Source organism: Mycobacterium branderi (genome assembly GCF_010728725.1).
GTDB classification, from domain to species: domain Bacteria; phylum Actinomycetota; class Actinomycetes; order Mycobacteriales; family Mycobacteriaceae; genus Mycobacterium; species Mycobacterium branderi.
Genome location: NZ_AP022606.1, coordinates 1,982,414 through 1,995,223, shown reverse-complemented (window position 1 = coordinate 1,995,223; position 12,810 = coordinate 1,982,414). Strand labels below are relative to the sequence as shown.

At 66.3% G+C, this 12,810-nt stretch carries 12 protein-coding genes and 1 pseudogene; 9 read left to right on the top strand and 4 right to left on the bottom strand.

Annotated elements, in window-relative coordinates:
• Positions 1-58: 58 nt before the first annotated feature.
• From G6N47_RS29610 to G6N47_RS10275, 5 genes and pseudogenes are all read left to right on the top strand, one after another.
• Positions 59-331: pseudogene (locus G6N47_RS29610) on the top strand (2Fe-2S iron-sulfur cluster-binding protein); the annotation flags it as partial.
• Entirely contained in the window at positions 328-1,074 is a 747-nt protein-coding gene (locus tag G6N47_RS10290) for an SDR family NAD(P)-dependent oxidoreductase (protein ID WP_264007097.1), read from the top strand. The pseudogene G6N47_RS29610 and the gene G6N47_RS10290, both read left to right, overlap by 4 nt.
• 12 nt (positions 1,075-1,086) lie before the next feature.
• Positions 1,087-2,358, top strand: a complete 1,272-nt coding sequence (locus G6N47_RS10285; protein ID WP_083131055.1) for an aromatic ring-hydroxylating oxygenase subunit alpha — start codon at positions 1,087-1,089, stop codon at positions 2,356-2,358.
• On the top strand, positions 2,351-2,686 hold the full coding sequence (locus tag G6N47_RS10280) for a hypothetical protein (protein WP_083131056.1): 336 nt from the start codon (positions 2,351-2,353) through the stop codon (positions 2,684-2,686). The genes G6N47_RS10285 and G6N47_RS10280 overlap by 8 nt, the downstream gene beginning before the upstream one ends.
• On the top strand, positions 2,683-3,528 hold the full coding sequence (locus G6N47_RS10275; protein WP_083131057.1) for a TauD/TfdA dioxygenase family protein: 846 nt from the start codon (positions 2,683-2,685) through the stop codon (positions 3,526-3,528). Before G6N47_RS10280 ends, G6N47_RS10275 begins: the two co-directional genes overlap by 4 nt.
• Here G6N47_RS10275 and G6N47_RS10270 read toward each other — a convergent pair.
• Together G6N47_RS10270 and G6N47_RS10265 are read right to left on the bottom strand one after the other, a co-directional pair.
• Entirely contained in the window at positions 3,522-5,063 is a 1,542-nt protein-coding gene (locus G6N47_RS10270; protein ID WP_083131058.1) for an acetolactate synthase large subunit, read from the bottom strand. The two genes, G6N47_RS10275 and G6N47_RS10270, sit on opposite strands and share 7 nt — an antisense overlap.
• A gap of 14 nt (positions 5,064-5,077) precedes the next feature.
• The gene (locus tag G6N47_RS10265; RefSeq protein WP_083131059.1) at positions 5,078-6,733 is read right to left on the bottom strand and encodes an acyl-CoA synthetase; all 1,656 of its coding nucleotides are present in this window, start codon (positions 6,731-6,733) and stop codon (positions 5,078-5,080) included.
• 60 nt (positions 6,734-6,793) lie between these two features.
• Here G6N47_RS10265 and G6N47_RS10260 point away from each other — a divergent pair, with 60 nt between their 5' ends.
• Entirely contained in the window at positions 6,794-7,594 is an 801-nt protein-coding gene (locus tag G6N47_RS10260) for a crotonase/enoyl-CoA hydratase family protein (RefSeq protein ID WP_083131060.1), read from the top strand.
• Between the two features lie 57 nt (positions 7,595-7,651).
• On the opposite strand, the gene G6N47_RS10255 is transcribed toward G6N47_RS10260, so the two are convergent.
• The gene (locus G6N47_RS10255; RefSeq protein ID WP_083131061.1) at positions 7,652-8,863 is read right to left on the bottom strand and encodes a cytochrome P450; all 1,212 of its coding nucleotides are present in this window, start codon (positions 8,861-8,863) and stop codon (positions 7,652-7,654) included.
• A 16-nt stretch (positions 8,864-8,879) separates the two neighbouring features.
• Between G6N47_RS10255 and G6N47_RS10250 the strand changes: the two genes are divergently transcribed.
• Entirely contained in the window at positions 8,880-9,602 is a 723-nt protein-coding gene (locus G6N47_RS10250) for an acetoacetate decarboxylase family protein (RefSeq protein ID WP_083131062.1), read from the top strand.
• Between the two features lie 51 nt (positions 9,603-9,653).
• On the opposite strand, the gene G6N47_RS10245 is transcribed toward G6N47_RS10250, so the two are convergent.
• A complete protein-coding gene (locus G6N47_RS10245; RefSeq protein WP_083131063.1) occupies positions 9,654-10,685 on the bottom strand; it encodes an LLM class F420-dependent oxidoreductase in 1,032 nt (343 codons plus the stop codon).
• Between the two features lie 72 nt (positions 10,686-10,757).
• Between G6N47_RS10245 and G6N47_RS10240 the strand changes: the two genes are divergently transcribed.
• Positions 10,758-11,720: a Zn-ribbon domain-containing OB-fold protein gene (locus G6N47_RS10240; RefSeq protein ID WP_179966441.1), complete on the top strand. Its 963-nt coding sequence runs from the start codon at positions 10,758-10,760 to the stop codon at positions 11,718-11,720.
• Positions 11,721-11,728: 8 nt separating this feature from the next.
• Positions 11,729-12,790: a thiolase domain-containing protein gene (locus tag G6N47_RS10235; protein WP_083131065.1), complete on the top strand. Its 1,062-nt coding sequence runs from the start codon at positions 11,729-11,731 to the stop codon at positions 12,788-12,790.
• Positions 12,791-12,810: the final 20 nt, after the last annotated feature.

Here is a 12,810-nt window from a genome sequence, read left to right as displayed (position 1 = left end):
CAAGTACTTGATACTCTCGTGGGCGATGGACGAGAGCATGCACGTGGTCGACACCCTCACCGAGGAGGTGACGATCCAGCTGGACCGCCGCACCACCGTCGTGCCCTATCGGCCGGGCAACACGGTTTTGCAAACCGCCCGGATGGCCGGGCTGGCTGCGCCGTCGTCGTGCGAGACCGGTTCGTGCGCAACATGTATGGCGCGGTTGGTCGAGGGCAGCGTGCGGATGATCAACAACGACGCGCTTTCCGACGACGACGTCGCCGAGGGCTGGGTGCTGACGTGCCAGTCGCTGCCGACGAGTCGCACGGTGCGGGTGGTGTACGAGTGAGCGGACGGGTGGCGGTGGTGACCGGCGGCGCGTCGGGCATGGGCGAGGCGACCTGCCACGAGCTGGGCCGCCGCGGCCACAAAGTCGCGGTGCTCGACATCAACGGCCAAGCCGCCCACCGGGTTTGCGACGAGCTGCGCGCATCTGGCGTTACCGCGCTGGCGGCCGAGGCGGACGTGAGCGACCGGCGAGCGGTCGAGGAGGCATTCGCCAAAGCGCGCAGCGAGCTGGGGCCGGTGGGCATTCTGGTGACCAGCGCGGGCATGGTGGGTTTTGCGCCGTTCACCGAGATCACTCCCGAGTCGTGGCAGCGGATCATCGACGTCAATCTCACCGGCACGTTTCACTGTTGCCAGGTGGCGCTGCCCGACATGGTGGCCGCGGGCTGGGGCCGCATCGTGATGATCTCGTCGTCGTCCGCCCAACGCGGCTCCCCCGGCATGGCGCACTACGCCGCTTCCAAAGGCGCGCTGATCACGTTGACGAAATCGCTTGCGCGGGAATACGCGCCGGCGGGTATCACCGTCAACAACATCCCGCCGTCGGGCATCGAGACGCCGATGCAGCACCAGTCCCAGGCCGAGGGCAACCTGCCGTCCAACGAGACCATGGCCGCAACGATCCCGCTCGGGCACCTGGGCAGCGGGGCCGACATCGCGGCCGCCGTCGGGTTTCTGTGCTCGGAGGAGGCCGGGTTCATCACCGGTCAGGTGCTCGGCGTCAACGGCGGAGCAGTGATGTGACAGGAGGTTCAGATGGCGCGGTGGCCTAAACCGGCGGAAGGCAGCTGGACACAACACTATTCCGACCTCGGCACCGGCCCGATCTCGTTCCGGGACTCCACCTCGCCGGAGTTCTACGCGCTCGAGCGGGAGGCGATCTTCAAACGGGCCTGGCTCAACGTCGCCCGTGTCGAGGAACTTCCGCGTGTCGGCAGCTATCTCACCAAGGACATTGCGGCCGTGGGCACGTCGATCATCGTGGTCAAGGGCAAGGACCAGACGATCCGGGCGTTCCACAACGTCTGTCGGCATCGCGGAAACAAGTTGGTGTGGAACGACTTTCCCAACGAGGAAACCCGCGGTGTGTGCCGGCAGTTCACCTGCAAGTACCATGGCTGGCGCTACGACCTCGATGGCGCGCTGACGTTCGTGCAGCAGGAGTCGGAGTTCTTCGACCTCGATCGCGACGCTTACGGCCTGCGTCCGGTGCACTGTGACGTCTGGAACGGTTTCATCTTCGTCAACTTCGACTCCGAGCCGCGCCAGACCTTGCGAGAATTCTTGGGCCCCATGGTCACCGGCCTGGACGGTTACCCGTTCGACAAACTCACCGAGCGCTACGACTGGGTCGCCGACAACAACAGCAACTGGAAGATCTTCGCTGACGCGTTCCAGGAGTACTACCATGTGCCGTCGCTGCACCCGCAGCAAGTGCCGCCCGCGGTGCGCGACCCGAATGCCGGCTTCGAATGCGCCCACTTCCAGATCGACGGGCCGCACCGTATGGTATCCACCGCCGGAACTCGCCGCTGGCTGCTGGCACCGGAGTACATGTATCCGATCGAACGGGCCACGCGCAGTGGGCTTGTCGGCCCCTGGCGCACCCCCGATCTGGGTGAGCTGCCGGCCGGCCTGAATCCGGGGGGCATCGAGCCGTGGGGCATCAGCAATTTCCAGATCTTCCCGAACCTGGAGATTTTGATCTACGGCGGCTGGTATCTGCTGTATCGGTATTGGCCGACGTCGCACAACACCCACCGGTTCGAGGCCTTCACCGCGTTTCACCCAGCCCGCAGCGTGCGCGAGCGCATCGAACACGAGGTGGCCGCGGTGGTGCTCAAGGAGTTCGCGCTACAGGACGCCGGCATGCTGGGCGGCACTCAGGCGGCGCTGGAGACCGGCATTGTCGACGAGTTTCCGGTCAACGACCAGGAGATCCTGGTGCGTCACTTGCACAAGGTGGTCGGCGACTGGGTGGCGCAGTATCAGGGCGAACGCACACCGGTGGGGGCTGGCCATGGCTGACGCGAAGCTGCCCAGCGCCTTCGCCGAACTCGAGCCGTTTGCCGAGATTTGGTGTCTGCCAACCGAAGCCGAACGGTGGGAGCGGCGGATGGCCAGCAGCATGGCCGAGATGCGGGAGTTCTACGACGCGTTCTTTCCCCGGCTGGAAGAGGCGATCGAGTATTGCGACAAGTTCTCGCTGGACGACCTGCCCGACGATGCGCTGAACCTGCTGCACCTGATCTATTCGCTGATCATGGTCGCGATGTCGGTGGAGATCATGCACCAGGTAAGACCGACCGATGCCGCCGACGCCGTCATGACGAGAATCAGGGAGCCGCTGCCATGAGTCTGCTCACCGTCAACAAGCTCACCGCATCGGTGGGCGCCGAAGTCGGCGACATCGACCCCCACCGGCTCGCCACCGACGATTTACTCGCCGAGGCGGTGCTCGAGGCGCTGGAGGACAACGGCGTGCTGGTCTTTCCCGACCTACATCTGAATCCCGAAGCGCAGGTGGCGTTTTGCCGCCGGCTCGGCGAGGTCGACCATTCCTCCGACGGCCATCATCCGGTGGCGGGCATCTACCCCATCACACTGGACCCGGCGAAGAATTCGTCGGCGGCGTATCTGCGCGCCACCTTCGACTGGCACATCGACGGCTGCACCCCGATGGGCGAAGAATGCCCGCAGAAGGCAACTGTTCTCTCCGCGGTGCAGGTCGCCGAACGGGGCGGCGAAACCGAGTTCGCCAGCACGTACGCGGCTTACGACGCGTTGAGCGACGACGAGAAGCAGCGGTTCGCGTCACTGAAAGTCGTTCACTCCCTGGAGGCTTCGCAGCGCCGCGTTACGCCCGATCCCACGCCCGAGCAGTTGGCGCGCTGGCGGGCGCGGCCGACCCACGAGCATCCGCTGGTCTGGACACACAACGACGGCCGCAAGTCGCTGGTGCTGGGAGCGTCGGCCGACTACGTCGTGGGCATGGACCTCGACGAGGGTCGCGCGCTGCTGGCCCAGCTGCTGGACCGGGCCACGACCGCGGACAAGGTGTACAGCCACCGCTGGTCGGTCGGCGACACGGTGATCTGGGACAACCGCGGGGTGCTGCACCGCGCTGCGCCTTACGACCCGGACTCGCCGCGAGAGATGCTGCGCACCACCGTGCTTGGCGACGAGCCGATTCAGTAACCGAGCATCGACGGCACCATCGCCTCGACGAGATGCGGGCCCGGCTCGTTAAATGCCGCGCGCAGAGCGTCGGCGAACTCTTCGGCGGTGGCCACCCGCTTGGCGGGCACTCCCATGCCCTCGGCAATCTTGACGAAATCCATTCGCGGACCGGTCAAGTCGAGCAGCTGCTGCGCTTTTGGGCCGGGCGCGCCTTCTGCGCCGACCCGCTGCAACTCCAAACGCAGGATGTCGTAGGCGCCGTTGTTGTAGACGACGGTGGTGACGTCGAGGTTCTCCCGGGCCTGCGTCCACAGGCCGGAGATTGTGTACATCGCCGAGCCGTCGGATTCCAGGCACAGGACTGGCCGGTCCGGCGCGGCGACGGCGGCACCGACCGCGGCGGGGATGCCGTAACCGATCGCCCCGCCGGTCAGCGTCAGCCAATCATGCGCGGGCGCACCGGCAGTGGCGGCCGCCAGTGGCAGTCCTGACGTGTTGGATTCGTCGACGACGATCGCACGCTCCGGCAACAGCGCGCCGACCACGTCGGCGACCGACATGGCCGTCAGTGCACCCGTCGGTAGCTTCGGACGCGACGGCGCGGCCACCGGGGCGGCCGTGCCGGGCGCTACCTCGTCGGCCAGCGCCGTCAGCGCATCGGCAGCACCACGGTGACCGCTCAGCACGTGGACTTCGCACCCGTCGGGCACTAAATCGCTAGGCCGGCCGGGGTAGGCGAAGAACGATACCGGCGATGCCGCGCCGGCCAATATCAGGTGCTTGGCGCCGTCGAGTTGCGCCGCAACGGCTTCGGCGAAGTACGCAAGCCGGTCGACCGCCGGCAGCCCGGCGCCGCGCTCCAAGCGGGTTGGGAACGTCTCGCAGTACCAGCGGGCACCGGTGGCCGCGGCGACCCGGGCCGCCGCGTGCAAGCCCGCAGCGCGGGTGGCGTCGCCTCCGACGAGGATCACCGCGGGTTCGCCGGATCGCAGCACCTTGGCCGCCAGCTCGATGTCCGGTTCCGGCATCGACGTCGCCGTGACCGCGGAGGCGGTGCCGGTAGCTTCCGACCACGAAATGTCAGCGGGCAGAATCAATGTGGAGATCTGCTTGGTTGCCTGGGCCACGGAGACGGCCGCAGCGGCGTCGGCGGCGACATCGCCGGTGCACCTCCGAAGCCAGCCCGACACGCTGCCGGCCAGCGCCCCGATGTCGGATTCCAGTGGGGCGTCGTACTTCTTGTGATAGGTGGCGTGGTCGCCGACGACCACCACGATCGGGACGTGGGCCCGACGCGCGTTGTGCAGGTTGGCCAGCCCGTTACCCAGCCCGGGCCCGAGGTGCAGCAGCACCGCCGCCGGACGGTCGGCGATCCGCGCGTAGCCGTCGGCCGCGCCCGTGGCCACCCCTTCGAACAGCGTCAGCACCCCGCGCATCCGGGGCACGGCGTCCAGCGCCGCCACGAAATGCATTTCCGATGTGCCGGGGTTGGCGAAGCACACGTCGACGCCGCCGTCGACCAGTGCGTTGATCAGAGCAAGGGCACCATTCACCCTTCGACTCTAAGTCACGCCGTCACGTGGTTGGCGTGTCTCTCGTCGGCCGGGCGGGCCTCGGTCTGCTCCTTGGCCCAGCGGTAGTCCGGTTTGCCGGCCGGTGACCGCTTGACCTCGTCGACATACCAAAGTGCCCGCGGCACTTTGTATCCCGCGATCTCGCTGCGCACGAACTTGTCGAGTTCGGCCAGCGACGGCCGCATGCCGGGCCGCGGGTGCACGACGGCGGCCACGCACTGGCCGTAGCGTTCGTCGGGCACCCCGACCACCAGCGCGTCGAACACGTCGGGATGACCCTTCAGTGCCGCCTCGACTTCCTCGGGATAGATCTTCTCCCCTCCGCTGTTGATCGACACCGAGCCGCGCCCGAGCATGGTGACCGTGCCGTCGGCCTCCACCTGGGCGTAGTCCCCGGGGATCGCGTAGCGGACGCCGTTGATGGTCTTGAACGTCTCGGCAGTCTTCTTCTCGTCCTTGTAGTAACCGACCGGGATGTTGCCCTTCTTGGCGATAAAGCCACGGACACCCGAGCCAGGCTTGACCTCGTTGCCGTCCTCGTCGAGAACCACGGTGCGATGGTCGATGGTCACTCGCGGACCGCCGCTGTGCGGCGCGTCTTTGGCGACGACGCTGGTCCCGCCGAAGCCGGTCTCCGAGGAGCCGATGGAGTCGGTGATGATCCTGTTGGGAAGCAGCTCGAGGAGCTTCTCCTTGATGCTCGGCGAGAACAACGCCGCGGTGCTGGCCAACAGGAACAGCGAGGACAAGTCGTAGGCCTCATCTTTCTCACGGCCTTTCAGCAATGCGTCGAGCAGCGGCCGGGCCATCGCGTCACCGGTGAAGAACAGCAGGTTCACCTTGTGCTTGTGGATGGTCCTCCAGACCTCGTCGGGGTCGAATTCCGGTGCGAGAACGGTGGTCTGGCCCGAGAAGAGTGACATCCAGGTCGCCGACTGGGTGGCGCCGTGGATCATCGGCGGGATCGGGTAGCGGATCATCGGCGGATTTTCGGCGGCGGCCTTGGCCAAGTCGTATTCGTCCTTGACGAATTCGCCCGTCGCGAAGTCGGTTCCGCCGAACAGCACCCGGTAGATGTCCTCGTGGCGCCACATGACGCCCTTCGGGAAGCCGGTGGTGCCGCCGGTGTAGAGCAGGTAGATGTCGTCGGCGCTGCGGGGGCCGAAATCGCGTTCCGGAGAGCCCTTTTCGAGCGCGGAGTAGAATTCGACGCCGCCGTAGCGCTGGTAGTCGTTGTCGCTGCCGTCCTCGACCACCAGGATCGTCTTGACGTTCGGGGTGTCCGGCAAGACGTTGGCGACGCGGTCGGAGTACTGGCGCTCGTGCACCAGCGCCACCATGTCGGAGTTGTCGAACAGGTAGCGCAGCTCGCCCTCGACGTAGCGGAAGTTGACGTTGACCAGGATGGCGCCGGCCTTGACGATGCCCAGCATCGCGATCACGATCTCGATGCGGTTGCGGCAGTACAGGCCGACCTTGTCGTCCTTCTTGACGCCGTGGTCGATCAGGTAGTGCGCCAGTCGGTTGGCCTTCTCCTCCAGCTGCGCGTAGGTCAGCTGGTCGTCGCCGCAGATCAGGGCGACGCGGTCAGGCACGGCGTCGATGGCATGCTCGGCTAAGTCGGCTATGTTCAGGGCCACGGACCCCAAATTAGAACGTGTTACATTTCCTGACAAGTCTGGGGTCGACAGACAGGAAGGCGGACACCGGTGAGCGAGTCCGAAAAAGAACCCGACGCCCTCGTTGAGCAGCGCGGACACACCCTGATCGTCACGATGAACCGGCCGGCGGCGCGCAACGCGCTGAGCGGCGAAATGATGCAAATCATGGTCGAGGCGTGGGACCGCGTCGACAACGATCCCGACATCCGCTGCTGCATCCTGACCGGGGCCGGGGGCTATTTCTGCGCCGGCATGGACCTCAAGGCGGCCACTGCCAAGCCGCCGGGTGAGTCGTTCAAGGACGGCAGCTACGACCCTTCGCGTATCGACGCCCTGCTCAAGGGGCGGCGGCTGACCAAACCGTTGATCGCGGCCGTCGAGGGCCCGGCCATCGCCGGTGGCACCGAAATCCTGCAGGGCACCGACATCCGGGTGGCCGGCGAAAGCGCCAAGTTCGGCATCTCGGAGGCCAAATGGAGCCTGTACCCGATGGGCGGCTCGGCGGTGCGACTGGTCCGCCAGATCCCCTACACGGTGGCCTGCGATCTGCTGCTGACCGGACGGCACATCACCGCCGCGGAGGCCAAGGAGATCGGTTTGATCGGGCACGTCGTTCCCGACGGGCAGGCGTTGTCCAAGGCTTTAGAGATCGCCGACGTCATCTCGAACAACGGCCCGCTGGCGGTGCAGGCCATCCTGAAGTCCATTCGCGAGACCGAAGGCCTGCACGAGAACGAGGCGTTCAAGATCGACACCCAGCTCGGCATCAAGGTGTTCCTGTCCGAGGACGCCAAGGAAGGCCCGCTGGCCTTCAAGGAAAAACGCGCGCCGCAGTTCAAGGGCCACTGACCCTTTGCGCCGAACGTGAAGGTGTTGCGACTTTTTCGCCGATTTCTCGCAACAGCTTCACGCTCGGAGCACCGGCGCGCTGGGTGTGAACACCACCGGCATGGATTCCAGGCCGCTGACGAAGTTGGCCGGCCGCAGCGGCAACGTGTCGTCGGAGGCTAGCCGCAGATCCGGCAATCGCTGTAATACCCGCGACGTCATCAGCGAAAGCTCAAGGCGGGCAAGCTGATTCCCCAGACAGAAGTGCGTGCCGAAGCCGAAAGCCATGTGGTTGTTAGGGTCTCGGCGGATGTCGAACTGCTCCGGGTTGTCGAACACCGACTCGTCGAAGTTGGCGGACTCGAAGAGCAGCATCATCTTCTCGCCCTCGCGCAACGACGTGCCGTGGAATTCGGTGTCAGCGGTGAGCGTTCGGCACATGTTCTTCACCGGCGACGTCCACCGCAGCATCTCCTCGATGGCGCCCGGTAACAGCGACGGGTCGGCCACCAGCTGCTCCCACTGGTCGCGGTTACGCAGCAATTGCTCGGTCCCACCGGACAAGGTGTGCCGAGTGGTCTCGTCGCCGCCGATCAGGATCAGCAGCGTCTCGAAGACGATCTCGTCGTCGGACATCCGCTGCCCGTCGACCTCGGCGTTCACCAGGATCGAAAAGAGGTCTTCGGTGGGCTCGGAGCGGCGCTTGGTGATGATGCCCTTCGTGAATTCGGTGTACGCAGCGAAAGCGTCCATCACCGCCTGGAATTCGGCCGACGTCGGATCCAGGTGTGAGCTCAGCCCGGTCACCAGGTCATCCGACCACTTCAACAGCATCCCGCGGTCTTCGGGCAGGACCCCGAGCATGTCGCCGATCACCGCCATCGGCAGCGGCGCGGCGATATCGCGGACGAAGTCACACTCACCGCGCTCACACACCGCGTCGATCAGCGTGTCACACAACCGCGCGATCGACGGCTCCTTCTCGCGCACCCGCTTGCGGGTGAAGCCCGCGTTGACGAGCTTGCGCCGCAACAGATGTGCGGGATCGTCCATGTCGATCATGTAAGGCATACCCGGCTGGTCCGGACGGATACCGCCGGTGCTGGAGAACAGTTCCGGATTCCGTTCGGCTTCGATGATCGCCTGATACGTCGTCGCGGCGGCCAGGCCATTGCGGTCCCGGAAAACCGGTTGATTGGCCCGCATCCAGCGATACGCCTCGCGAGCTCGCCGACCGTCGGCATAGAACGTGCCATCGGTCAGATCAACGTCTGGAATCGTGACCGTCATCTACTAACCTCCAGATATGCCTGAATCACAACACACCATCGCCGGAACCGTGCTGACCATGCCGGTCCGGGTTCGCAAGGCTGACGTACATACCGCGATGTTCTCGGTGGACGCCGAGGCGGCGCAGCGGCTCATCGACTACAGCGGCCTGCGGGTCTGCCAGCACCGGCCCGGCCGGGCCGTGGTCAACCTGATGCTGGCCCGCTACATCGACGGCGATCTCGGGCAGTACCACGAATTCGGCACCTGCGTGATGGTCAACCCGCCAGGCTCGGCGGCCAGCGGCTGGCGGGCTTTCAAGGATGCCGCGGCGTTCATCCACCACCTGCCGGTCGACCAATCCTTCACCCTCGAGGCGGGCCGAACCATTTGGGGTTTCCCAAAGATCATGGCGGACTTCACCGTTCGCGAAGGACGCACGTTCGGGTTCGACGTCAGCACCGAAGGCTCGCACATCGCGGGCATCGACTTTCGTCGCGGCCTGCCGGTGCCGTCGATGTTCACGTCGCGCGGACAGGTGCTCAAGACCTACACCTACGCCGACGGCACCACCCGCGAAGTGCCGTGGGAGATGAAGGTCAGCGGGCTGCGCGGCCGGCTCGGCGGAGCGACGCTGCGCCTGGGCGATCACCCGTACGCCAAGGAGTTGGCGTCGCTGGGCCTGCCGAAGCGAGCGATGGTGTCCGGGTCGGTCGCCAACGTGGAAATGTCGTTCGGCGACGCCCACCCGCTCACCTGACCGGATGAACACTCGGCCAATCTAGAACGTGTTCTAACCGGACCGCAACGGTCAGATCAACGAGGCGAGCTCGCGAATCTGCTCGGTGCTGCGACCGGAGACCACCATCATGGTGACGCCGGCGGCCTCCCAGGCCTTGATCTGCTCACGCACGTAGTCCAGGTCGCCGACGATCGCGGCGTCGTCGATGACTTCGTCCGGGATGATCTCCGCGGCTCGTTCCTTCTGGTCGCTGCGGAAAAGCCGGGTGACCTCGTCGACGACCTCGGCGTAGCCCATCCGCCGGTACACGTCGGCGTGGAAGTTGGTGTCTTCGGCACCCATCCCGCCCATGTACAGGGCGATATACGGCTTCATCGCCGCGAAGGCGGCTGCGCGGTCATTGGTGATGACGATGTTGGCCGTCGCGCAGACCTCAAAGTCCTCGCGGCTACGCCGCGCCCCGGGCCGGGCGAACCCCTCATCGAGCCATTCGTTGTACATGCCGGCCAGCCGCGGCGTGTAGAAGATCGGCAGCCAGCCGTCGCAGATCTCGGCGGCCAGCGCGACGTTCTTCGGGCCCTCAGCGCCCAGCAGGATCGGAATATCGGCGCGCCGCGGATGAGTGATCGGCTTCAAAGCCTTGCCCAGACCCGTTGTGCCGTCGCCGGTTAACGGCAGCGGGTAGTGCGGGCCGTCGCTGGTCACCGGCTTCTCCCGGGCCAGCACCTGACGCACGATGTCGATGTACTCGCGGGTGCGGGCCAGCGGCTTGGGAAAGCGCTGGCCGTACCAGCCCTCCACCACCTGCGGCCCGGACACTCCCAGGCCCAGCATGTGCCGGCCGCCGGAGAGATGATCCAAAGTCAGCGCCGCCATCGCACACGCGGTCGGGGTGCGCGCGGACAGCTGGACCACCGAGGTGCCCAGCCGCAGGCGTCGGGTCGACGCGCCCCACCAGGCCAGTGGGGTGTAGGCGTCCGATCCCCATGCTTCGGCGGTGAACACGGCGTCGAAGCCGGCGTCCTCGGCGGCGGCCACCAGCTCACCGGCGTTCTCCGGGGGCTGAGCGCCCCAATACCCCAGCTGCAATCCCAGCTTCATCCTGGCTCCTTGCTCAGATTCTTAGAACCTGTTCTACTCAGATGCGTGACACCCAGTTCAACTCGCCCACCGCTGATCGAACACCCGGAGCCGCCTCTCTCGGCGCCGCTGACGTTGTCCTTTGACTACACCCGTTCGGTCGGTCCCACCCTGGGCAAATTCTTCACCGCCCTGCGCGAACGCCGCATCCTCGGGGTACGCGGATCCGATGGCCGGGTGCATGTGCCGCCGGCCGAATACGACCCGGTCAGCTACGAACCGCTGGGCGAGATGGTACCGGTGGCTGCCACCGGCACCGTCGAGTCCTGGACCTGGCAGCCGCAGCCGCTCGAGGGGCAGCCGCTGGACCGCCCGTTCGCCTGGGCGCTGATCAAGCTCGACGGCGCCGACACCACGCTGCTGCACGCCGTCGACGCAGGCACGCCCGACGCGATCAGCCGCGGCACCCGGGTGCATGTGCACTGGGCCGACGAGCCCGTCGGCGCCATCACCGACATCGCGTACTTCGCGCTGGGTGATGAGGCCGAACCCGAGGGCCAACCAGACGACCGCGACCCGGTCACGATGCTCGAAACGCCGATCAGCCTGACGATTCAGCACAGCGCGTCACAGCCGGAAAGTGCCTATCTGCGTGCGCTGCAGGAAGGCAAGCTGCTCGGTGCCCGCACCGGCGAAACAGGCAAGGTGTACTTCCCCGCGCGCGAGGCCGACCCCGCAACCGGGCTGGCACTCGACAACTACGTCGAGCTGCCCGACAAGGGCACGGTCACGACGTTCGCCATCATCAACATCCCGTTCGCCGGCCAGCGGATCAAGCCCCCCTATGTGGCGGCCTACGTGCTGCTCGACGGCGCCGACATCCCATTCCTGCACCTGGTCACCGACATCGACGCATCCGAGGTTCGGATGGGCATGCGGGTCGAGGCGGTGTGGCGGCCCCGCGAGGAATGGGGTTTGGGCATTGACAACATCTCGCATTTCCGGCCCACCGGCGAACCGGACGCCGACTACGACACCTACAAGCACCACCTGTAAAGGCTGTTATGAGTATTCGTGATGTAGCCGTGGTGGGCTTCGCCCACGCCCCGCACGTACGCCGCACCGACGGCACCACCAACGGCGTCGAAATGCTGATGCCGTGCTTCGCCCAGCTCTACGACGAGCTCGGCATCACCAAGGCCGACATCGGTTTCTGGTGCTCGGGATCCTCGGATTACCTTGCCGGACGGGCGTTCTCGTTCATCTCGGCGATCGACTCGATTGGCGCGGTGCCGCCGATCAACGAGTCGCATGTCGAGATGGACGCCGCCTGGGCGTTGTATGAGGCTTACATCAAGCTGCTGACCGGCGAGGTCGACACCGCGCTGGTGTACGGCTTCGGCAAGTCTTCGGCCGGGGTGTTGCGCCGCATCCTGTCGCGGCAGACCGATCCGTACACCGTGGCGCCGCTGTGGCCGGACTCGGTGTCGATGGCCGGGCTGCAGGCCCGCTTCGGGCTGGACGCCGGCAAGTGGACCGCCGAGCAGATGGCGCAGGTGGCGCTGGACTCGTTCGCCCACGCCGAGCGCACCGACTCCGAGAAGCCGGGCAAGAGCATCGACGAGCTGCTGGCCCGGCCGTTCTTCGCCGACCCCCTGCGCCGCCACGACATCGCGCCGATCACCGACGGTGCCGCGGCGATCGTGCTGGCCGCTGACGGCCGGGCTCGGGAACTGCGCGAAAACCCGGCGTGGATCACCGGTTTCGACCATCGCATCGAGACACCGGTGCTCGGTGCGCGTGAGCTGACCAGCTCCCCGTCGACGGCGACGTCGGCGCAAACGGCGACCGGCGGTGACGTCGGCTCGATCGACGTCGCGGAAATCCACGCGCCGTTCACCCACCAGCACCTGATCCTCACCGAGGCGATCGGGCTGGGCCCGTCAACGAAGGTGAACCCGTCCGGTGGCGCGCTGGCCGCCAATCCGATGTTCGTCGCGGGCTTGGAGCGCATCGGGTTTGCCGCGCAGCATATTTGGGACGGCTCGGCGCAGCGGGTGCTGGCTCATGCCACCAGCGGGCCTGCGCTGCAACAGAATCTGGTCGCGGTAATGGAGGCACGATGAGCGCGCCAGCGACGATGCAG